This window comes from Prevotella sp. C0026C3, assembly GCF_056590795.1.
This window is the reverse complement of the sequence record NZ_JBWPWW010000006.1, coordinates 56,399-79,484: the sequence shown is the minus strand read 5'-3', so window position 1 is coordinate 79,484 and position 23,086 is coordinate 56,399. Positions and strand designations below refer to the sequence as shown.

Annotated in this window: 22 protein-coding genes; 12 read left to right on the top strand and 10 right to left on the bottom strand. The window is 44.6% G+C overall.

Going from position 1 to position 23,086, the window contains the following annotated elements:
- The first annotated feature begins 127 nt into the window (after positions 1-127).
- Together pssA and AC1EK4_RS05485 are read left to right on the top strand one after the other, a co-directional pair.
- The gene (gene pssA / locus AC1EK4_RS05490; RefSeq protein ID WP_480357330.1) at positions 128-841 is read left to right on the top strand and encodes a CDP-diacylglycerol--serine O-phosphatidyltransferase; all 714 of its coding nucleotides are present in this window, start codon (positions 128-130) and stop codon (positions 839-841) included.
- Entirely contained in the window at positions 842-1,123 is a 282-nt protein-coding gene (locus AC1EK4_RS05485) for a DUF4834 family protein (RefSeq protein ID WP_062433972.1), read from the top strand.
- 177 nt (positions 1,124-1,300) lie between these two features.
- Here AC1EK4_RS05485 and pyrH read toward each other — a convergent pair whose 3' ends face one another.
- From pyrH to AC1EK4_RS05465, 4 genes are all read right to left on the bottom strand, one after another.
- Positions 1,301-2,011, bottom strand: coding sequence for a UMP kinase (gene pyrH / locus AC1EK4_RS05480; RefSeq protein ID WP_480357329.1), 711 nt, complete (start codon positions 2,009-2,011; stop codon positions 1,301-1,303).
- A gap of 72 nt (positions 2,012-2,083) precedes the next feature.
- Complete coding sequence (locus AC1EK4_RS05475; protein WP_480357327.1) at positions 2,084-2,815, bottom strand: biotin--[acetyl-CoA-carboxylase] ligase; 732 nt, start codon at positions 2,813-2,815, stop codon at positions 2,084-2,086.
- Positions 2,816-2,824: 9 nt separating this feature from the next.
- On the bottom strand, positions 2,825-3,199 hold the full coding sequence (locus AC1EK4_RS05470; protein ID WP_036896321.1) for a YraN family protein: 375 nt from the start codon (positions 3,197-3,199) through the stop codon (positions 2,825-2,827).
- Between the two features lie 3 nt (positions 3,200-3,202).
- Positions 3,203-4,003 carry a hypothetical protein gene (locus AC1EK4_RS05465; protein ID WP_480357325.1) on the bottom strand — a complete coding sequence of 267 codons (801 nt, stop codon included), beginning with the start codon at positions 4,001-4,003 and terminating at the stop codon, positions 3,203-3,205.
- Positions 4,004-4,083: 80 nt separating this feature from the next.
- On the opposite strand from AC1EK4_RS05465, the gene AC1EK4_RS05460 reads away from it, so the two are divergent.
- Positions 4,084-4,542 (top strand): nucleoside deaminase, encoded by a 459-nt coding sequence (locus AC1EK4_RS05460; RefSeq protein ID WP_156431052.1) that lies wholly within the window; start codon positions 4,084-4,086, stop codon positions 4,540-4,542.
- Positions 4,543-4,884: 342 nt separating this feature from the next.
- Here AC1EK4_RS05460 and AC1EK4_RS05455 read toward each other — a convergent pair whose 3' ends face one another.
- The gene (locus tag AC1EK4_RS05455; RefSeq protein ID WP_480357323.1) at positions 4,885-5,580 is read right to left on the bottom strand and encodes a phosphatidylserine decarboxylase family protein; all 696 of its coding nucleotides are present in this window, start codon (positions 5,578-5,580) and stop codon (positions 4,885-4,887) included.
- Between the two features lie 205 nt (positions 5,581-5,785).
- Here AC1EK4_RS05455 and dnaE point away from each other — a divergent pair, with 205 nt between their 5' ends.
- The 4 genes from dnaE (at position 5,786) to AC1EK4_RS05435 (ending at position 11,601) form a co-directional block, all read left to right on the top strand.
- Positions 5,786-9,493: a DNA polymerase III subunit alpha gene (dnaE, locus tag AC1EK4_RS05450; protein ID WP_062433957.1), complete on the top strand. Its 3,708-nt coding sequence runs from the start codon at positions 5,786-5,788 to the stop codon at positions 9,491-9,493.
- 106 nt (positions 9,494-9,599) lie between these two features.
- Positions 9,600-9,914 carry a thioredoxin gene (gene trxA, locus AC1EK4_RS05445; protein WP_062433955.1) on the top strand — a complete coding sequence of 105 codons (315 nt, stop codon included), beginning with the start codon at positions 9,600-9,602 and terminating at the stop codon, positions 9,912-9,914.
- A gap of 153 nt (positions 9,915-10,067) precedes the next feature.
- The gene (locus AC1EK4_RS05440) at positions 10,068-11,249 is read left to right on the top strand and encodes a phosphoribosylaminoimidazolecarboxamide formyltransferase (RefSeq protein ID WP_480357322.1); all 1,182 of its coding nucleotides are present in this window, start codon (positions 10,068-10,070) and stop codon (positions 11,247-11,249) included.
- 163 nt (positions 11,250-11,412) lie between these two features.
- A complete protein-coding gene (locus tag AC1EK4_RS05435; protein ID WP_036896327.1) occupies positions 11,413-11,601 on the top strand; it encodes a hypothetical protein in 189 nt (62 codons plus the stop codon).
- A gap of 8 nt (positions 11,602-11,609) precedes the next feature.
- Here AC1EK4_RS05435 and AC1EK4_RS05430 read toward each other — a convergent pair whose 3' ends face one another.
- The 5 genes from AC1EK4_RS05430 to hpt form a co-directional block, all read right to left on the bottom strand.
- Positions 11,610-12,797 (bottom strand): peptidoglycan DD-metalloendopeptidase family protein, encoded by a 1,188-nt coding sequence (locus AC1EK4_RS05430; RefSeq protein ID WP_480357321.1) that lies wholly within the window; start codon positions 12,795-12,797, stop codon positions 11,610-11,612.
- A gap of 19 nt (positions 12,798-12,816) precedes the next feature.
- A complete protein-coding gene (gene pgeF, locus AC1EK4_RS05425) occupies positions 12,817-13,605 on the bottom strand; it encodes a peptidoglycan editing factor PgeF (RefSeq protein ID WP_480357320.1) in 789 nt (262 codons plus the stop codon).
- Positions 13,606-13,615: 10 nt separating this feature from the next.
- Positions 13,616-14,797 carry a GTPase ObgE gene (gene obgE, locus AC1EK4_RS05420; RefSeq protein ID WP_036896330.1) on the bottom strand — a complete coding sequence of 394 codons (1,182 nt, stop codon included), beginning with the start codon at positions 14,795-14,797 and terminating at the stop codon, positions 13,616-13,618.
- 348 nt (positions 14,798-15,145) lie between these two features.
- Complete coding sequence (locus tag AC1EK4_RS05415) at positions 15,146-15,718, bottom strand: adenylate kinase (RefSeq protein ID WP_036896331.1); 573 nt, start codon at positions 15,716-15,718, stop codon at positions 15,146-15,148.
- A gap of 29 nt (positions 15,719-15,747) precedes the next feature.
- A complete protein-coding gene (hpt, locus tag AC1EK4_RS05410) occupies positions 15,748-16,284 on the bottom strand; it encodes a hypoxanthine phosphoribosyltransferase (protein WP_036896333.1) in 537 nt (178 codons plus the stop codon).
- A gap of 588 nt (positions 16,285-16,872) precedes the next feature.
- Between hpt and AC1EK4_RS05405 the strand changes: the two genes are divergently transcribed.
- From AC1EK4_RS05405 to AC1EK4_RS05385, 5 genes are all read left to right on the top strand, one after another.
- Complete coding sequence (locus AC1EK4_RS05405; protein ID WP_156431051.1) at positions 16,873-17,040, top strand: hypothetical protein; 168 nt, start codon at positions 16,873-16,875, stop codon at positions 17,038-17,040.
- Positions 17,041-17,082: 42 nt separating this feature from the next.
- On the top strand, positions 17,083-17,307 hold the full coding sequence (locus AC1EK4_RS05400; RefSeq protein ID WP_036896336.1) for a hypothetical protein: 225 nt from the start codon (positions 17,083-17,085) through the stop codon (positions 17,305-17,307).
- Positions 17,308-17,368: 61 nt separating this feature from the next.
- On the top strand, positions 17,369-18,886 hold the full coding sequence (locus AC1EK4_RS05395) for an NAD(P)H-hydrate dehydratase (protein WP_480357318.1): 1,518 nt from the start codon (positions 17,369-17,371) through the stop codon (positions 18,884-18,886).
- 10 nt (positions 18,887-18,896) lie between these two features.
- The gene (locus tag AC1EK4_RS05390) at positions 18,897-19,940 is read left to right on the top strand and encodes a DUF4831 family protein (RefSeq protein ID WP_036896394.1); all 1,044 of its coding nucleotides are present in this window, start codon (positions 18,897-18,899) and stop codon (positions 19,938-19,940) included.
- A 470-nt stretch (positions 19,941-20,410) separates the two neighbouring features.
- Positions 20,411-23,086 (top strand): carboxypeptidase-like regulatory domain-containing protein, encoded by a 2,676-nt coding sequence (locus tag AC1EK4_RS05385; RefSeq protein WP_036896338.1) that lies wholly within the window; start codon positions 20,411-20,413, stop codon positions 23,084-23,086.

The window sequence follows — 23,086 nt, the reverse complement described above, 5'->3', positions numbered from 1 at the left end:
ATGGAATAAATTTTGCATTTATGCACGTTTCCACTATCTTTGCATAAGATAATCTGCACTCGACAATTTGGAAACTAGTTTTCATTGTACTCATTTGCGTTATCTTTGCAAAAGACAATTATAAGTTATGGCTAATATTATAACAAGGAATATTCCGAATACGATAACCTGTTGCAACCTCATTTGTGGTTGCATCGCTACCGTATGTGCTTTAGACGGCCAGCCTACATGGGCACTGGCATGGATAGTAATGGGAGCTGTCTTCGATTTCTTCGATGGTATGAGCGCTCGCCTACTGCATGTATCTTCTCCCATTGGTAAAGAGTTGGATTCACTGGCCGATGACATTACATTTGGGGTAGCTCCTGCTACAATGGTTTTCAATGAGCTCTACATTATGGACTATCCGGCAGGGTTAGAACCTTTAAGAGATTGGCTGCCTTATGCTGCCTATATCATGGCGGCTTTCTCGGCTCTACGATTAGCCAAGTTTAATTTGGATGAACGGCAAACCACCTCATTCATCGGACTACCCACGCCTGCCAACGCCCTCTTCTGGGGCTCTCTGATAGTAGGGGCGAGCAATTTCTTGGAGTCTACACAGTATATGCTATTCGTCGTTTTAGGCATGGTAGCTTTGAGCAGTTGGCTATTGATAGCAGAACTTCCAATGTTCGCACTCAAGTTCAAACAGTGGAAATACAAAGGTAACGAAGTAAAATACATCTTCCTTGCCACATGCCTACCCATCCTGATTATCTTCCGATTATCGGCCTTTGCCGTTATCATTGCGTGGTATGTAATCTTGTCGGCCATTATTAATGCTAAAAATAAGAAGTAGATGGTGATTCTCAAATTGATATTTTTCGTTTTTGTCGCAGGACTTTTTGCCCTCGTATTCATCGCTTATTCATTCTTTAGACGGCTCCGTGAGTCTGCCAAAAGAATGCAAGACCAAATGAACGGGCGATATACGAGTGGAACAAGAACGTCGTCATCTACACGCCAAACATATTCAAACAAAAAAGGCGAAACTGTTGTTGACCATCGCACTTCAGCCGAGGCCAACCATAAAATATTCTCTAAAGACGAGGGAGAATATGTAGATTTTAAGGAGGAATAGAGACCTCTCCATACCCCTCTCCAAAGAGAGTGAGCTTAAAACAGCCTGAAGAGATTCCCATTCATAACCGGGGACAATAGAACAAAAGAGAGTGTATACTTTTAATTTCTCATCTTTTCCCCCTAATCCCTTATCATGAAAAAAGACGCACCTTTATTCAAAGGTGCGTCTTTTTCGTTAATTATGTACCAACGTGCCGATAGGCTCGCCGTCCATCACCTTCTTCAAGTTTCCTACAACATCCATGTTGAACACATAGATAGGTAGATTGTTCTCCTTACACATCGTAGTTGCAGTGAGATCCATGACTTTAAGACCGCGTGTATAAATCTCGTCGTAGGTAATATCCGTAAACTTTGTGGCTGTAGGATCTTTCTCCGGATCTGACGTATAGATTCCGTCCACGCGCGTACCTTTTAACATCACGTCGGCCTCAATCTCGATACCACGCAACGAACTTCCCGTATCCGTGGTGAAATAAGGCGAGCCTGTACCGGCCGAGAAGATACAAACATATCCTTGTTCCATTGATTCGATGGCTTTCCACTTACTATAAAACTCACCGATAGGTTCCATACGAATAGCCGTAAGCACTTTTGTCTTCACCCCAATAGCACCCAACGCTGAACTTAATGCAAGCGAGTTGATGACCGTAGCACACATTCCCATTTGGTCACCCTTTACTCGGTCAAAGCCTTTCTGACTGCCACTGAGACCACGGAAAATGTTACCGCCACCGATAACAATACCGATTTGTACACCCATCTCATGCACTTCTTTAATTTGGCGTGCATAATCTGCCAAACGTTCGGGGTCGATACCGAAACTTTGTGAGCCCATTAGACTCTCACCACTCAATTTGAGCAGTATTCTTTTAAACTTTGTCATAGTTCTATTTGTAGCAATCTCATCCCCTAAAAGAGACTTGATTTAATATCATTGTCGTATGTATAAATTCTCTTACCTCGCAAATTTCACTTCCTTAAATGTATATTCCCTAAATCGTCCCTCCTTGTCTCTCAAAACGATAGTGCCGTTATCCGCCACCTCTACGATGCTAGCTTCAAACTGTCCATCGGCATCTTCGTAAGGATAGAAACCATCACGACGGTAAAGAGACATATAGTATTCTTCTGAAATATCGGCTGCTCCACCTCGTTCCAAAAGCTCATAGCGTTTCTCAAAGTTATCTAACAACCGTTGCAACACTTGCTCTCGATCCACTTCATGCCCTACGATACCGGCTAATGATACCGGATTGGGCGCGTCACTCACAAACATCAGTTGATTGACATTCAGTCCGATACCGTATATACACCCTTTCAAACGACCTCCACTCAGCGATGTTTCTATCAGCGTACCACTAATCTTACGGTCGTGCCAATACACATCGTTCGGCCACTTCAACGTAATTCCGTCCGTATAAGCATCAAGCGTATCTTTCAATGCCAACGCTCCGGCCATGGACCAAAGAAACTGATAGGCTGTAGGGGTGTGCCAAGGATGCACGAGGATGCTTAATAGCAGGTTTTTCCCAGCCTCACTTTCCCACGTATTTGTAGCCTGCCCACGTCCCGAAGTCTGATAATCGGCCACAACAACCGTCATTTCTTCATCGCCCACAACACCATGTTGACGTAAGTAATCGTTGGTGGAGCCCACCTCGTTCAGTCGTATGATTTCTCTTTTCATTTCCGTATTTTAAAGTAGCAATGGGTTGAACGCATCCTTGATATGTTCCATGCGTACCGTTTCCTCATCACATCCTACAATTGTAATCACATCAAATCGCAGTTCATCCCACAGCAGATGCATCTTCACATAGGCATTGGCAGCATGTCCCAAATTCCGCATTTTCTGCCGATTCACCGCATCAGCCGGTTTGGTGATGGCATCCGAGCGACGCGTCTTCACCTCTACAAAGACCACAGTCGTACCATCCGGTGTCCGAGCAACAATGTCTATGTCCTTTCCACCCAACCGCCAATCGCGCTCAATAATATCATATCCCTCACGCACTAAGTAGTCGGCGGCATAGTCCTCGCCCCATTTACCAAGATCGTTGTGTGCAGCCATAGCCTACCAATTGAGTTCTTTTGTCGGCAATGGTTCTTCTTGCAACAGATTGTTAAGATATGAGTGCGAGAGCCGATGTGCATCGTAGAACATAATAAACGGTTCTGCCCCGGCCGTCTTGATACCTACTACCACCTGCATATCTCCGACCTTCCATTCAGCGTAAGGTACAACCGAACCGTAGACATTCGCCTGTACGAACTTCACCTTGAGTATCTGTTGGTCGCCCACTTCTTGTTTTGAGGGCATCTGCGGTATAGTGTATGTCTTTGTAGGCACCCCATACTTTCCTTGAAGAAAAACAGTGAGCGATTTACAAGCCTCCAAAACGTCGTTATGAGCCTTATAGTCACAGCACACCAACTCCGGTTCGGCATCTATCTTCAGCGGATTTCTACTTATAATATAAGATATGGTAGCATCTTGATTGCCATATCCGATGATGGTCACAGCGCTTAGTTTATTCTCGGAAAAGGTGGTAGAGCCACAGAAAAAGAGAGGTTCGTCACCTTGAAAAGACACCTTGTATAAATCGTTCAGTATCTTATCTGTCTCATACATATTTTCGCCAAGACTCTTCATATCCATCGATACTCCACCGATTGATACCGGATAAACACTTTCATAGCCATCCTTCTGTGCCACCTCATATTTCTCCAGCAACGCATGATATTGAGTTTGAAACACTTCTGGTGTCATTCCTAGCGTAAAGACACCTAGAATTGGCTTTTTAGAATCATCGGTTGCATAGAGATGACCGACCATGATGAACAGAAAGAAAAATAAAACGTTAACCTTTTTCATGACCTCCTATCGGGTTTGATTAGTTGCAAAAATAATACAATTCTTCCATTCTTACAATAAAATACCTTATTTTTGCAGCCATGATAACAAAGGAAGAAGAACTAAAAAAGATAGATGAGCAATTCATGCTCAAAGCGCTAGACGAAGCACATCGGGCTTTAGACGAGGGCGAGATACCCATTGGTGCAGTCGTGGTATGCCGAGGTCGTATCATCAGCAGGGCGCACAACCTCACCGAAACGCTCAATGATGTCACAGCACATGCCGAGATGCAAGCCATCACTGCGGCTGCCAACACGCTCGGAGGGAAGTATTTACAAGATTGTACACTCTATGTCACCGTCGAACCCTGTGTAATGTGTGCCGGCGCCTTGGGATGGTCTCAAATGAGTCGTGTCGTCTATGGAGCACCCGATGAGAAGCGTGGATATACGGAATACGCTCCCCATGCCCTCCATCCCAAAGCAGCAATCGTTGGAGGGATACTGGAAGAGGAGTGCAAAGCCTTGATGCAAGAGTTCTTCAGAAGCAAAAGATAATTTCTATCCCCATCATTTCACACTCCCAACTCGTTAACTTGTCTACTCGTCAACTTATCTATCAGCGAAATGCAACGGCTTGCCAGTATTGCTGCCTAGGCTTGGCAGCATTACTGAAAGGGCGAAACAGCAATGTTGCCATACCCTTGCAGTAAATTAAGTTTGGCCGTTTTTAAGTTGACGAGTTATTGAGTTATAAGACAAGAGAGACTTCCAATATAGGGCAAATACTATCCGTCCCTACATCACAAGTCAAATTTACGGCATAAAAAAAAGTTGCTCCTCTTAGATAAAGAGAAGCAACTTATCGAATATAATAAATTGAATAATTTTCCGAGTTGGTTATTTCAACCGCGCAATAATAGTTTGGTCACCGGTTGTAGATTGTCCCATCTTGACACAAACTTCTGTACCTATAGGCAAGAATACATCTACACGGCTACCCAACTTGATGAAACCAAGATGCTCATCAATATAGCAATCTTCGCCCTCCTTGGCATAAGTAACAATGCGACGAGCCATGGCGCCGGCTATCTGACGGCACAATACGTCCACTCCATCGGGTGTAGTAATCATCACATCAGCATGTTCGTTCTCCGAACTAGCCTTAGGTAACCATGCCTTATAATAGTTTCCATCCTTATGGCATACGAATTTCACCTTACCGTCTACAGGGAACCAGTTGGCATGGACATTCCACAGACTCATGAAAATACTAATCATAAGACGTTTGTCGTGGAAATATTCGTTCTCTTCTACTTCCTCTATAACCACGATTCGGCCATCGGCAGGAGCTACAACCACCTTATCGGTATTGTCTTCGGCAGAGAAATAGCGAATGGGACAGCGGTAGAAGTTCAGTACGATACCATAGATTGTTGAGAAAACAACCAAAACCACCCAAAAAGGGATCTTGGTATCAAAGCCTCTCCATAATAATAATATAATGGAAGCCATTACGATAAAACCATAAAGAAGCGTATCGGTACCTTCTCTGTGTATGCGTATCTTTTTGAGTTTATTGATTCTTTTAATCATAGTAACTAAGGATATGCGAACATTTCAACAAGGCGTTAGCCGGTGCCAAAGGTTGTTCTGACTTATGCTCAATAATACTGGGAAGGCCTTTTACCTACCATTTGCAAAGTTAATGATTTTTTGTTAGCTCCACAAAAAATTACTATTTTTCTTTTGTTGTGTCGGGGATAAGCCGTAACTTTGAACTCCTAATTGTGGTTTTTTCATGGAAGATTTCGTTCATTTACACGTTCACACCTATTATTCTATTCTAGATGGCCAGTCCAAGATTTCAAACTTGGTCAATAAAGCCATTGGCAACGGCATGAAAGGCATGGCCATTACCGACCATGGCGTCATGTTTGGCATTAAGGAATTTTGGGATTATTGTAGCGAAGTCAACAAAAAACGAAAGGCAGATGGACTGGAACCTTTCAAACCCATATTGGGTTGCGAGATGTATGTGGCCCGCCATCGCAAGGAAGACAAGGTGAAAGAGAATGGTGACAATTCGGGTTATCACCTCATTGTACTTGCCAAGAACTATCAAGGATACAAGAATCTTATTAAATTGGTATCGCGTTCGTGGGTAGACGGTTACTACTACCGACCGAGAACTGACCGCGAAGACCTAGAGAAATACCACGAAGGACTTATCATTTGTACAGCTTGCTTGGCCGGAGAGGTACCTCGTAAGATTATGGCCGACGATCTTGACGGCGCACGCGAAGCATGTCTATGGTACAAGAATCTATTCGGTGACGACTTTTATTTGGAGTTACAACGCCATCAAGTTACCGACCCTACCCTGCTAGCCAATCGTACTGCCTATCCTTTACAGCAGAAAGTGAATGCTGTATTGGAAGACTTCAGCAAGGAATTGGGCATCAAACTCGTCTGTACCAACGACTGCCACTTCGAAGATAAAGAGACGGCCGAGGCGCACGACCACCTGCTTTGCCTAGCCACAGGAAAGGATCTGGACGATCCGAACCGCATGCGCTACAGCAAACAGGAGTGGTTTAAGACGCGCGAAGAGATGAACGAGGTGTTCCCCGACCATCCGGAAGCCATGCGAAATACGCTTGAGATTCTGGACAAAGTGGAATTCTACAGTATTGACCACGACCCGGTGATGCCTTTCTTCCCAATCCCGGAGAGCTTCGGAACAGAAGAACAGTGGCGTCAAAAATTCACAGAAGAAGACTTATATAAGGAATTTTGCAGCGACGAGAATGGCGAAAATCCCATGTCGGCCGAAGATGGAGAGAAGCGAATCAAACACCTTGGTGGTTACGACAAGATTTATCGAATCAAGTTTGAAGCCGACTATTTGGATGAATTGACATTCCAAGGAGCCAAAAGAATATATGGAGACCCGGTGCCAAAAGAGGTAGAAGAGCGCATCAGATTTGAACTTCACGTGATGAAGACAATGGGATTCCCCGGCTACTTCCTCATTGTACAAGACTTCATCAACTCTGCTCGCGAGCAGTTAGGAGTGATGGTAGGTCCCGGCCGTGGCTCTGCTGCGGGTTCGGTAGCTGCCTATTGTTTAGGAATCACGAAGATAGACCCGTTGAAATACGACTTGCTGTTTGAGCGTTTCCTCAACCCCGACCGTATTTCTCTCCCCGATATTGATACCGACTTCGACGATGACGGACGTGGACGCGTGCTCCAATGGGTGATGGATAAGTATGGTCACGAGAACTGTGCGCATATCATTACCTACGGAAGTATGGCTACGAAAAACTCCATCAAGGATGTGGCACGTGTAGAAAAACTCCCGTTGGAAAAAGCGAATGCACTCTGTAAAGCTATCCCCGACCGTCTGCCGAATGGTTTGAAGATGAATCTTACCAACGCTATCAAGAGCGTTGACATGCTACGCGAGGCGGAAGCTTCGATCGACCCACGCGAACGTAACACCATGAAGTATGCAAAGATGCTTGAAGGAACGGTACGCGGAACGGGTATCCATGCCTGCGGATTCATCATTTGTCGCGACCCTATCAGCGATTGGGTGCCTATCTCAACGGCCGACGATCCCGACTTTAAGGACTTAAAAGTGCCTGTGACGCAGTACGATGGGCACGTTATCGAGTCTACCGGACTCATTAAGATGGACTTCCTCGGACTCAAGACGCTCTCTGAGTTGAAAGAAGCTGTCAAGAATGTAAAGCTGACAACGGGCGTAGAAGTAGACCTTGACAACATACCTATTGACGATGAGCTTACCTATCAGCTCTATCAACAGGGACGAACGATTGGTACTTTCCAGTTTGAATCGCCCGGTATGCAAAAATATCTGCGCGAACTTCATCCCACGGTATTTGGCGATCTCATTGCCATGAACGCCCTCTACCGCCCCGGACCAATGGACAATATTCCGTCGTTCATTGCCCGTAAGCTTGGCAAAGAGCCTATCACCTACCCTATTCCTGAGATGGAAAAGTATCTAAAAGATACGTATGGCATCACCGTTTATCAAGAGCAAGTCATGCTTCTGAGCCGCTTATTGGCTGGCTTTACGCGTGGACAGAGCGACACATTGCGTAAAGCTATGGGTAAAAAGAAGATTGACCAGATGAACAAACTGGAGAAATTGTTCTACGAGGGAGGCGAAGCACGCGGGCATGACCACAAGACTTTGAATCATATCTGGGAAGAATGGAAGAAGTTTGCATCCTATGCTTTCAACAAGTCTCATGCAGCTTGCTATAGTTGGGTGGCTTTCCAGACGGCTTATATGAAAGCCCATTACCCGGCAGAGTTTATGGCTGCCATTATGACACGACGTAAAAGCGACATCAAAGAAATCACGAAACTCATGGATGAATGTAAGTCTATGGGTATTCCTACGCTGGAACCGAGTGTCAACGAGAGCTATGGTAACTTCGGTGTAAACCAAAAAGGCGAGATAAGATTTGGTTTGGCAGCCATCAAAGGAATGGGCGAACAGGCCGCAGAAGCTATCATCAACGAGCGAAATGAGAATGGGCCATACAAGGATATATTCGACTTTGCACAACGAGTAGATTTCTCTAACGTCAATAGGAAAGCCTTTGAATCGCTCGCCATGAGTGGCGGATTTGATTGTTTCGGGCTGAAACGCGAGCAATATTTCGGCAAGAATAATAAAGGTGACGCCTTCTTGGACACCTTGGTTCGCTATGGTCAGTTGTATCAAGCGGAACAGGCAGAGGCTCGTAACTCCTTGTTTGGAGGTTCAGACGCCGTAGAGATAGCCACTCCTCCCATTCCTCAAGTGGAAGAATGGAGCACAATAGAGAAATTAAATCATGAGCGCGACCTCGTAGGTATTTATCTGTCGGCTCATCCTCTCGATGAATTCAGCATCATCTTGAACTCTATGTGCAACACACATTGTGCCGAATTAGAGGACAAGGAAGCTCTCGTTGGCAAGCAAGAGATAACAATTGGCGGTATGGTAACGGCCGTAAAATCCGGTTTCACCAAATCAGGTAAGCCCTATGGAGTAGTCACTTTAGAAGACTTCGAAGGCAGTGGTGAACTCTTTATCATGGATGCCGAATGGGGCAGATGGAGCGGAATGTTTATTCAGGGAGCCATCATCTTCATGAAAGCGAACTGTAGCAAGAGATATCCCACAAGCACCTACGTCGACTTTAAGATTGCCGACATCCAGTATATGCAAACTATTCGCGACACACGCATCGAAAGATTCACCATCAGTATGGACATCAACGACATCAACGAGACCATAGTAAACGACATATCTACACTGGTATCAGACAGTCCGGGACACACAATGCTCTTCATACAAGTAGTTGATAAAGAGCATAATTCAAACTTAATACTGCGTTCAAGAGCTCATGAAATAGGCCTTACTCGCGACTTTGTAAACTATGTAGAGTCTAATCCAGTCATGAGTTACCACGTGAACTGACAAAAATGGCAATTACTATCGGTCGCGACTTTTGGCATACAGTTTGCTCATAACAATATTGTGACAAGAATAATAAAATACATATAGAATATTAAAGAACGAAAAGATGGAAGTTAAAATTACAAACGAGAACTTTGAGAGTTACAAAAATGGAGAGTTACCTTTGGTAGTTGACCTATGGGCAACATGGTGTGGACCTTGCCGTATGGTTGGTCCTATCATCTCAGAGTTGGCAAACGACTACGACGGCAAAATCGTTGTAGGCAAGTGCGATGTTGAGGAAAACAACGAAATCGCAATGGAGTATGGTGTTCGCAACATCCCAACTATCCTCTTCTTCAAGGGAGGTCAGCTGGTTGACAAGTTTGTTGGTGCTGCAAGCAAAGAACGTATTGAAGAGAAATTCAAGGTACTTCTGTAATCTACAGAATGTTTTAAACATACAAGTGCAATGACATGACAGAATGTCGTTGCACTTTTTTTATTCTCAAAGAATAGGAAATGTGACCTTATCTCTTCCCTTTTTGTGTAAAATCAAGTATCTTTGCATAAGATATTCAACTTATCCTGCTGTATGAAAGAACTCGCATTAAAGTACGGATGCAATCCGAACCAGAAGCCTTCACGTATTTATATCGAAGAAGGCGAACTACCTATCGAAGTCATTAACGGTCGCCCGGGCTACATTAACTTTATGGATGCCTTGAATAGTTGGCAACTTGTGAAAGAATTAAAGGAAGCAACAGGACTTCCGGCAGCCGCAAGTTTCAAGCACGTAAGCCCAGCCGGCGCTGCCGTAGGACTCCCCTTGAGCGATACACTCAAGAAAATCTACTTTGTAGACGACGTTAAACTACCGCTTTCTCCGCTCGCTTGTGCCTATGCTCGTGCCAGAGGAGCCGACCGAATGTGTTCGTATGGCGACTTCGTTGCATTGAGTGACACCTGTGACGCAGTCACCGCGACCCTCTTAAAACGTGAGGTTAGCGATGGAGTTATTGCTCCCGATTACACGCCGGAAGCCATCGAAATCCTGAAAGACAAGCGTAAAGGCACCTATAATGTCATCAAGATTGATCCAAACTATCGACCGAATCCCATCGAACATAAGCAAGTATTCGGCATCACATTTGAACAGGGACGCAATGAAATCAAGCTCGATGATCCTGCTCTTTTCGAGAATATCCCCACTCAGAATAAGACTTTCACCGACGAAGCTCGTCGCGATCTCATCATCGCATTGATTACTTTAAAGTACACCCAAAGCAATTCCGTATGCTATGTCAAGGATGGTCAGGCCATAGGAATAGGTGCCGGACAACAAAGTCGCATCCATTGTACGCGCTTAGCTGGTAGCAAAGCCGACACATGGTGGTTGCGCCAATGTCCCAAGGTTATGAATCTTCCGTTCAAACCGGGTATCCGTCGCGCTGACAGAGACAACACCATAGACGTCTATATCAGCGAAGAGCACGATGATGTATTAGCAGATGGCGTATGGCAGCAGTTCTTTACCGAGAAGCCGGAGGTACTTACGATGGAAGAAAAGAAAGCTTGGATTGCCCAAAACACGAAAGTTGCTCTCGGTAGCGATGCTTTCTTCCCATTCGGAGACAACATCGAGCGTGCCCATAAGAGTGGCGTTGAATTCATCGCACAAGCCGGTGGAAGCATCCGCGATGACCATGTTATCGACACATGCGACAAATATGGCATTGCTATGGCATTCACTGGAGTGAGATTGTTCCATCACTAAGAGTTAAAGTTAACAAGTAAACGAGTTGACAAGCAGACTAGTTAGAAAACACAACCAACAACTTTTAATCTACTTGTAAACTCGTTCACTTGCCTACTTAATTATTTATTCAAAAATAAACTTGTTAACTTGTCTACTTGTTAACTCGTCAACTCAAACCACAATGAACGACATCAACGAGATAATAGAAACAGGAATGGTCTTTAAGGCCGCATCCAATAAGAGCGGGCAGAATGATGATAAAGTAAAGACCAAAGCTAAGAAGAAGAAATATATCACCGGAGCTCACGGCTCAGGCTCAGCTCGTCAGAAGGCTAAATACAGACAACAACGAGCTAAGCGGCACAAGTAATCATCATCTTACTTCTTCTCTGCGAAATAATTACGTTCGCTTTTGATATTCCCGTTCTTTGACAATACGAGCGTACATTGCTGCAAAGAACGGTTGGCATGGTCGAAGACAACAGCCGGATTCACCTTTCGACCTTGAAAATGCACCTCAAAATGTAAGTGCTCCGTGGTGGCGCGACCGGTTCGACCAGTCAATCCTATCACCTCTCCGGCTTTCACTCGCTGCCCAGCCTTAACTAGATTCTTTGATTGATGACTATAAAGTGTCTCCAAGCCATTGGCATGCTTAATAACGATACAGTTACCATAGCCTGAGAAAGGCCCCGAACGAGTAACCACACCATCAAATGCTGCACGCACATTGTCGTTCGGTCTAGTCTTCAAATCAACACCCGAATGGCGACGTTTTCCGCCATACGGACTTATCACTTTACTTCCTAACAGTGGATAAGACCACTCCATCTTCGACAGATTAGACAAATTCAGCCTAATCGTATTGCCTCCTTCAAACGGATTCTTGTCCACATCTCCGCTCATACTATTGCTTGTTCCACCCTTATTAGCCATAGCCAAACTCTGTGAACCTGCATTCGATGGCTCCGGTTGCGATACCGTTACACTCACTCTTTGGCCTACACGTTTGCACAACAAAGTCTGTTTACGCAATCGATGTGACTTTATTTCCAGAATTGTTTCGGGATTAATACGCGCTCCATTCACCATAATGGAAAACAAGGTATAAGCTTGTGCACCGTCATACCCCACAATAGCGATTGTCTGTCCGGCCTGAACGTGCTGCCCCACCTGTACCAAATTCTGCGCATTATGACTGTACACAGTCTCCAATCCATTATTATGGCGAATGACAACCACATTTCCGAAGCGGTTCACCGAACGCGATAAACGGACTACTCCTTCAAACATAGCCTTTACAGCATCGCCCTGCGTGGTCGTTATCTTCACTTCTTGTTGATTCACCACCTCTGCCTTTCCCACCGGAAGTGGGAAAGAATAATCGCTATTCTTAAGTATACTGAAGTCTACACTGAAAGCATTGGAACGACTGAACAGCCCCGGTGTGCTGATACTGATTTGTTGTTGTTCCGACGCACTAAATGTATCTTTAGCAGGCATAAATCCCGTTGTAATACCAATAAGCGTCAGGCTCATGATAGTCTGTCTGAGTCGTGTATTCATTTTGTTTAGGTTTTAATTGTTATATAGTCTCTGTCAAAAGTATCCCGGTGAATATTCGGCCGGATTCGACACCCAGTCGACGAGCCGAAAAGAATTCATCGGAATGAGCATACGTGCATATCCCACTCATGCGAATGCACTGTGAAGCCACGCCTGCCTGTAGTAGCTGGAGTCGATTACACTCCGGCAGGTCGATATGCCACTTATTTAACTTTCGCGTAATGGCAGACATGTCAAACGATGCTTGCTCAAATTCATCGTAAACTTCCTGTCCAACTTCGAAATGTTCCAGTGAAATGCCGGGACCAATGATTGCTAATAGGTCAGAAGGTTTGGTATCATAGGCTGCAACCATCTCGGCGACACTCTTCAATACAATGCGCTTTACAGTGCCACGCCAACCGGCATGAACAGCACAACCGGCACGATGCACAGGATCGTAAAGCAAAACCGGGATACAATCGGCTGTCGACACACCGATACAAACACCCGGAATATCGGTCATGATGCTATCCGCACCATCGAGAATAATGCGACGTTCACCAGTGGGCAAGGTAAAGAAGTCGGCCGATACCACCCGATTCTCCGTACCATGTACCTGATGCGGCAACAACAACCTGTCATCGTCAATACCTAATGTCGCACAAAGCGCGGCTCTATTATCAGCCACCGCTTCCGCATCATCCCCACAATAGGGGTTGATATTAAACTCTCCATAATCGCCTTTACTCACTCCGCCATGCCGTGTCGTGCTAAAAGCCACAACACCTTCGGCCAGTTTATAAGTATGGAGTATAGGCTTTGTCATGGGCTTGTTATTATTCTATATCGTCTTCATCCTCATATTCGAAGTCATCCAACTCGTCGAAGTCTTCGATATCAGCATCTTCCAGTTCCTCAACATCCTCATCGGCACCTTCATCATGCATCTCGTCGGCAAAGCGTATCATGTCTTTGTCGCGATGTACGAGTGTATCTTCGGCCATGATTCCTTGCAGTTTGTTGCTCTCACTGTTCAGTTCGCGCCACAAAATATCCTTCAATTCCATGAGTCCTTGCCCTGTCACCGACGAGATAAACACCACTGGTAGGTCGTCGGGCAACGTCTCTTTCAGCATCTCCATCAACTCTTCGTCTAGTAAGTCACACTTCGTTACGGCCAATACACGATGCTTATCCAGCATATCAGGGTTGAAATTACCCAATTCGCGCAGCAAAATCTCATACTCTTTCTTGATGTCGTCTGTATCACCGGGCACCATAAAGAGCAACAATGAGTTTCGTTCTATATGGCGAAGGAATCTCAAACCGAGTCCTCTACCCTCACTTGCCCCTTCAATAATTCCCGGAATATCGGCCATGACAAACGATTGCATATCGCGATAGCCCACAATTCCAAGCGACGGTTCTAGCGTTGTGAAAGGATAGTTGGCTATTTTCGGGCGTGCACTCGACAACGATGAAAGCAACGTAGACTTACCCGCGTTGGGGAATCCCACCAATCCCACATCAGCCAAAAGTTTCAACTCCATCACTACGGTGAGCTCTTCCATCGGTTCTCCGGGCTGTGCGAAGCGTGGAGCCTGATTGGTTGCGGTGCGGAACTGAAAGTTTCCAAGTCCGCCACGACCACCTTTCAGCAGCATGACCACCTGTCCGTCTTCCATCACATCACAGATATACTTACCCGTTTCAGCATTATAGACCACCGTACCACACGGTACATCAATGTACACATCCTTAGCATCGGTACCATGACACTTGTCTCTTCCACCGTTTCCACCATGCTCTGCAAATATATGGCGCTGGTATTTCAAGTGCAATAGCGTCCAGTAATTGTGGTTACCACGCAGATAGATGTTACCGCCACGCCCACCGTCACCACCATCGGGTCCACCATTGGGCTGGTATTTCACGTGGCGTAAGTGCATAGAACCTCTTCCGCCCTTACCTGAGCGACAATGTATCTTTACGTAGTCTACGAAATTTGAATCGGCCATATATTGTTAGATTACACGTTGGGGAATTTGTTCAGATGTTTAGGAGTCAATTCTTTATGCCTTCTAAAAATCCATGGAGAGACCTCCATCTATTAAAAACGAACAAGAGTTAGTAGGATTCGAGTTCTCAGCAAAGTCATAAGCCCGTGGCTCACGCTTCCATCCACTCCCACTAACTCCTATACCTTACTCTGCTTTTACAAGTTGATGTATAGATAGAAGTTAGTAGGAGGTAACGGGAGATAGCGGAAGATAACAGACATTTGTCCGATAACTCCTGCTAACTCCCTTTAATTCCCGATAACTCCTAAGTTGAGCATACATGCGAAACTTAAACACCTTATATTATTATAGAGCGTCTACTACTGTTGCTATACGAGCAAAAATCTCGTCAACGGTGCCAAGTCCTTCGATATGATGATGGATACCCTCCTGCTCATACCAGTCGATAAGCGGAGCTGTCTGTGTGTTATATACATTCAAACGCTTCTTGATAGTCTCTTCATTATCATCGGAGCGGCCACTTTCCTTACCACGGTTGATGAGTCGAGCCATCAATTCGTCTTCCGGAACAGATAGTTCCAGCATGGCAGCCACCTTATGTCCACGCTCAGAGAGCATCTTCTTCAAAGCCTCAGCTTGTGGAGTTGTACGGGGAAAACCGTCAAAAATCACACCTGCATGGTCTTTTCCAAAGCCGTCGTATACGCTGGCGAGGATGTCAATCATCAATTCATCGGGTATCAACTGGCCGTTATCAATATATCCCTTCGCAGTCTTGCCAAGTTCTGTACCGTTCTTAATCTCGCTACGGAGCACATCACCAGTAGAGATATGACCTAATCCGTACTTTTCAATCAACTTATCGCTCTGTGTACCTTTACCAGCACCGGGAGCACCGAAAATTACAATATTCTTCATTTTTTATCTTATTATTTTCTTCTCTCTTATCAGCTGTCCAGCGTGTAAATGTCTCTCAACTCGCGACCTTGCTGGTCGTAATCTAGTCCATAGCCCACAATAAAGTCGTTGGGAATCTCCATTGCAGCATACTCTATATTGAGTGGAACCTGCAACTTACCGGGTTTCAACAGCAACGTACAAATATGGATAGACGCAGGCTTACGCGTTCCAAGTTGTTCCACCATGCGCTTCATGGTCAATCCGGTATCCACAATATCTTCAACGATGACAACTGTGCGCCCCGTCAAATCTTCATTGACACCAAAAATCTCTGTGATTGTACCCGTAGAAGTCGTCCCTTGATAAGAAGCCAACTTCACAAATGAGATTTCACAAGGTATCGTGAGGTTGCGCATCAAATCAGCTGCAAAGATAAACGAGCCATTGAGCACAGCCAACAACAGTGGATTCTTGCCAGCCATATCACGATTGAGCCTTTCAGCCACTGCTTTCACACGTTCTAGAATCTTTGCTTCAGGGATAAACGTCCTAAACGTTTTGTCCTTAATAGTTACTTTATCCATTGCACTTGGAATAAAAAATTTGATTGCAAAAATACGAAAAAGAAATGAATAATAGTACATTTCCACATAGATATTACGTAGTCAACATCGTTAAATTGTCTCTTTCACCCCCACCAACTCATCACTTCTAACTCCTAACTCCTCACTTCTAGTTCCCCCTCTCGTCTACTTGTCTACTCGTCAATTTGTCAACTAGTCCACTGCAGCGTCTTGGCATTTTTGCTGTCTCCCCCTTGCAGCAATGCTGAATGGGCTTGGCAGCAGTACTGAGAAACTACTGCAACAAATTGAGTTCATCAGTTTTTGAGTAGATGAGTTATCGAGTGAACTTGTTAGTTCATGAGTTTTAAGCTGATAAGTTCTTTGTTCTCCCTCCCTTTTGGGAAACCATCGGTCATTGATTGAGTAGTTGTTGTCGGCTCAGCCACTTACACATGCCTTCAAAACGCCCTATCCAACTTCCCAAAACACCAAAAATAACATTGAAAAAATGTATAAACTGAAAGTTTTATCAAGACAAATGTATAACTTTGCACCAATTATTTAAGTTTTTATTTTAATCAGGATTATAACTATATGGACAAGAAAATGATTTCAAGAATCTCGATGATTCTATTTTTAGCAGCAATTACTTTAGTATCAACAACTGTTTTCAGCTCGTGCAGCAAAGACGACGAGTTCGACAAGAATGTACTTTCCAAGATGCTCACATTTAAAGAAGCCAACGGTAAATACATCTTCAAATACAGCACATGAAAAGCTCCCGAAGCAGACATCACATTCACCGTACCCAGCAATATGGACGGTAAAGAGATTGATCTCAGCAAAAATGGAGACTGGACTGTAGATAGCAAAGACATCAAAGCCAATGGCAAAGACAATTTACTTGACCCTACAAGCTCCGTATTTGTAAAGAGGGTGGGCAAAGAAAATATAGAACTTCGTTTCAATTTGAAGCAGACTATTCGTGGCGGAGAACAGAAGCGAAAGGGCGAGTTTGCCGGTAAAGCCAACATACAATAACCAAATAAAAAGTAGGACAAACCACTCTCATATCCGCCATTTTTTGTATTTTTGCAGGGATATGAAGATTTTTACCGGAGTTCAAATCAAAGAACTCGACAAATATACTATAGAGCACGAACCCATCGAGTCGATTGACTTGATGGAACGTGCTGCTAAAGCCATCACAAGAGCCATCACCGACCGGTGGACCAACCGTATGCAAGTGATGGTTTTTGCCGGCCCGGGTAACAACGGAGGCGATGCATTGGCCGTAGCACGCATGTTAGCCGAGCACGATTACCAAGTAAACGTGTACTTATTCAACGTACACAACTATCTATCCGAGGATTGTACCATCAACAAACAGCGACTGCTTGACTGTAAACGTGTCAAGGAGTTCAACGAAATATCCGTCAACTTTGATCCTCCCAAACTCACTAGCGACACCTTAGTGGTCGACGGACTTTTCGGTTCTGGCCTCAACAAGCCACTGGCGGGGGGCTTTGCCTCGCTCGTAAGATACATCAACCAGTCACCGGCCAAGGTGGTAAGCATTGACATGCCGTCGGGGTTGATGACCGAAGACAATACTTATAATGTTCGTATGAACATCATAAGAGCCAACGTCACCCTCACCTTACAGCAGAAAAAACTGTCGATGCTGTTGCCCGATAACCAACTATACCTCGGCGAAATACAGGTACTCGACATCCTATTGTCATCCGAATACATCGCAAAAACAGAAGCTTCCTACACACTTATTGATGAGACCGACGTAAGAAAACTGCTTAAACATCGTGGTGACTTCGTACACAAGGGCAACATGGGCAATGCTTTACTCATTGCCGGAAGCTACGGTATGTCGGGAGCAGCGATACTCGCTGCCAAAGCTTGTATGCGTTCGGGAGCAGGAAAGGTAACCATAAACACGCCAAAACGCAATTACGACATCATGCAAATCAGCGTCCCGGAAGCCGTGATGCAACTAGATAAAGACGAAACTTTCTTCTCCGAACCTGTTGATACTGCCGACTTCGATGTACTAGGTATAGGTTCCGGTATGGGGCTACAGGAGAGTACAGCCATCGCTATGATTGCCCAATTACGTCGTACTCAGTGCCCTATCGTGGCCGATGCCGACGCTTTGAACATGTTGGCCAACCACCGGGCATGGATGCAACAGTTGCCTAAGGGTATCATCATGACACCACATCCCAAAGAGTTCGACCGTCTATCGGGCGGAGCAAGTAACGGAGACTACGAACGATTGGCCAAAGCACGCGACTTAGCTGAGCATTTGGGGGCATACATCATCCTAAAAGGACACTACTCGGCACTCTGCTTGCCCGATGGTAACATCCTCTTCAACAGTACAGGAAATGCCGGTATGGCCACAGCGGGGAGCGGTGACGTACTCACAGGTATCATCACAGGTTTGTTAGCTCGTGGTTATCAGCAGCGCGAAGCATGCCTATTAGGCATGTATCTACATGGACTGGCCGGCGACATCGCTGTTCGCGACAAAGGCATAGAGAGCCTCATAGCCAGCGATTTGATAGAGTATCTGCCGCAAGCTTTTAAACGTTTAAACGACTGAAACTATGAATATCAAGAAAATCTTGCTACCGGCAGCCCTTATACTGACTGCCATGAATCTACAAGCCCAACAGCCTGTGGAAGGAACAACGTATTTCTTGCCTAAAACGGCCATCAAGTTCAACGTGCTCATAGAGAAGACTACCACCACTCCGGGGCAACTGGCGCTCTATGCCGACAAATATATGAGAATGCGCGACGTACCGCAAAAACCAACCACTACATACAGATTGGTAAGCGTAAGTACACGTTCGGTGGGTCTACCCGACTCTACCAAGCAGTTCACATTGCAACTGGACAAGAAGCATGTCATCTATAGTGTGAACAGAGATGAGAACGGCGTGCTGCTGGCTGTCAACGCCCAACCGAAGAAACAACGACCTTATAAGGCTTTCAAACCGGCTCGCAAACCGACTCCAATAGACGCCCACAACTATATGACTGAGGACATTTTGGCTGCCGGAAGTTCTGCGAAAATGGCCGAACTCATTGCACGTGAGATATACGACATACGCGATAGCCGCAACCAACTGTCGCGTGGAGAGGCCGACTTTATGCCCAAAGATGGAGAACAACTCAAATTGATGTTTGAGAACCTAGACAAACAGGAGCGTGCACTGATGCAGGTGTTCGAAGGAACAACGCAAAAAGACACCGTTGAGACAGAGATAACATTCGTTCCAGAAAAAGAGGTTGATAAACAATTACTATTCCGCTTCTCTCAAAAATTGGGCATGGTAGACATTGACGATCTTGCCGGCAGACCTTATCTTGTAAAGGTTGAGGACTTGCACGACATCGCTACGATTCAGCTGGGAACCGAGAAAGAGAAGAAATCCAAGGATGATATAGGCCTGAATGTCAATCTGCCGGGACGTATCCGCCTCACCTTATTCAAGGCAGATGAACAATGGGCGAGCTTTGAACTTTATGCAGCGCAGTTCGGACGCATGGAAACTATGAGCGGAGAATTATTTGGTAAGAAGTTCAATACAAATCTTATATTGAACGGTATCACAGGAAACGTGGAGAGTATCAATATGCAACCACAGTAAACTCGCGCACACGCGCGTACTATTATATAATATGTCATGCAGGACTTTGAACGAGTCGTGCATGGCATATCTTTTATATGGATTTCTAACAAGGACTATATTCTATTTCAATCATTTGGAAAAAGAAAATAAAAAAATATCTTAAGCGGATAGGGGGATTTTTTTTTTTCTCGTCATATAGATGAATTAACGAGTAGAATCTCTCTCTACAAGACAGTAAAGTGATTGACAACCAAGGGAATAAAGACATTCTCGGCTAGCCATGAAATCTCAACTGGACATATATATGCATGAAACAGAAGGAGAGCAATATACTTTCATATAACGGACACACATTTAGACACTCAACTTTACGATGGCGGTAAACACGCCAACTCACACGATTTAAAGTCTCTCCTCTCTGTTCATGTTTTCTAAGAAAAAGATTTGATGGAATAAGAAATACGCAAACTTTTGCGTATTTTTGTAGAATGAAGTTCATTCATACCATATATATAACAATAGCACTTATTTGTTTTGTTTCGATGGAGAGTCTTGGAAAAGATCTAACCTCTATCAAACAACAAATGGCTCTCATTGAGAAAGATAGGCATGTACACTTCATTTATGACTCTTCACTACCCATCAATCAAGCTTACAATGGGGCTTCTATAAAAGGCTTGACACTCTCTGAAGCTTTAACACAACTCTTTGGCAATACCCATATAGCTTGGTCGATACAAGGACAATACGTAATACTGACAGCCAAAGAGTTACAAGTCGTCAAAAACCAGCCCAAACCACCTACCCTATATACAATTAGTGGATACGTACACGACGAACATGGAGAAGTGCTTATCAATGCAACCATCTACGATAAAGATACAGGTGCAGGCACCATGACCAATGAATACGGCTTCTATAGTCTCACACTGCCAAGTGGGCAACATACGATTCGCATTTCTTACATAGGTTTCTCTGATGAAATAAGAAGCTTTGAACTCAAGCGCAACCACAATTGTTCTATCATTCTCAAGGAGAATACACACCTCTCGGAGATTGTTGTCACGGGCGATTTGAACTCACCTTTGCTGACCACACAGACAGGTAAACGTTCGTTTGGACGCAAAGATCTACAGACAGAGTTCTCACTACTCAGTTCGCCCGATGTGGTAAAGACATTACAAAGAGTCTCCGGTGTGGCCGAAGGTGTAGAGATTGCCTCCGGACTTTACGTACATGGTGGCAACAATGATGAGAATCTATTCCTGCTGGATAGCAGCCCACTCTACCATTCAAACCACACATTAGGTATCTTCTCGGCCTTCAATACAAACATAGTAAACAATGTAGACTTCTATAAAAGCGGCTTTCCGGCACGCTACGGTGGCCGACTGTCATCGGTTATCGACGTCCGTACCAACGAAGGAAATATGGAACAAATACACGGAGCTGCCTCTATCGGACTGATAGACGGACGGTTCCAACTCGAAGGACCTATCAAGAAAGGCAAGACTTCATTCAATATTGGCATCCGACGTTCATGGATAGACCTGCTCTCCAAGCCTATCTCTTCGATTATCAGTCATAGTAAAGAATTCAAAAAGACCACTGTCAACTATATCTTCCATGACGTCAATGCGAAGGTTACACATAAGTTTAACGACCGAAGCAAATTGGCATTGAGCCTCTATTCGGGGCGCGATATGCTACGATTAGACAACAATGTGGCTTCAGCCATATTGACCGAATGGGATCGGGAAATCAGTAAATCGAAATTAACATGGGGGAATTTCAACGCCACAGTGGCTTGGCGATACCAATTTTCGCACAAACTTTTCGCCAATTTCATTGGTATTTACTCTTATAACAGGTCGAACTACACCTATAGCGACGATGATAGAATATACTTCTTAGACCATACTACGGCCGATATTTCGCACACAGAGCATGGCTACAAATCTACTATCTACGACTTAGGATACCGTACTGAGTTCGATTACAGACCGAACCCAACCCACCATATACGCTTTGGTAACGACCTTACCTACCATACATTCCATCCCCAAACCTACAGACGACTGGATTACTATGGCTATAACGAGAACGAACTGGATAGCGTTAGAACCACTAGCCACAACCGTTTGCACGCTATGGAACGGAATGCTTACATCGAAGATGAGATGACTTTCAACAACCATCTAAGCCTCAATGCCGGCATACATTTAGACCTTTTCGGTATTGTGGGTAAGAATTACTTCAATATTGATCCTCGTTTAGCTATCAAATATCAGGTAAACAACCATCTCTCCATGAAACTTTCATGGACATCCATGACCCAATTCGTTCACAAACTTTCCAATACCTATCTTGACATGCCGACTGATTACTGGGTGCCGACAACTCGTTCGCTAAGACCAATGCGGTCGTATCAGGTTGCCACAGGAGTATATACGCAGCTTGGACATAACTGGACAGCCTCGCTTGAAGCATACTATAAGTCTTCGCACAATCTAGTACAATATGCTAATTGGATGGGACTGGAACCGCCGGCAGCTAGTTGGGACAAAGACATCATGCAAGGAAAAGGACGCTATTACGGCATCTCGGTCGACCTCGGATATAAGACCAAAGACCTCAAGATAGACGCAGCTTACACGCTTTCATGGAATAAACGCAAATTTAAAGAGTTCTATCCGGGATGGTATTACGACAAATTCGACAACCGACATAAATTCAATATCAGTGGCAGATACCATCTAGCACGCAACATCTATTGCTTTGCAGCTTGGACTTTACACAGTGGTAATCGCGTAAGTATCCCTACACAGTATGCTAATTTGCCGGAAGTGCCCGCAAATATTGACGACGGAATCGTGCAATACTATTTGAATCTGGGCGATAATATAGCTAGCTTTGGCTATATCTACGACCGTCCCCACAACCAATCGTTGCCACTCTACCATCGCTTGGATGTAGGATTCGACTTCCATAAACTTACCAAGAAGAAACACGAACGTATATGGAACGTCAGTCTTTATAATGTATATTGTCACCTAAACCCACTTTACGTACAAATCAAAGTGAACAAAGAAGGTAAGTTTACAGCTCAGGCAAAAGGCTTTATACCCATCATTCCATCAATAAGTTACACTTATAAGTTCTAA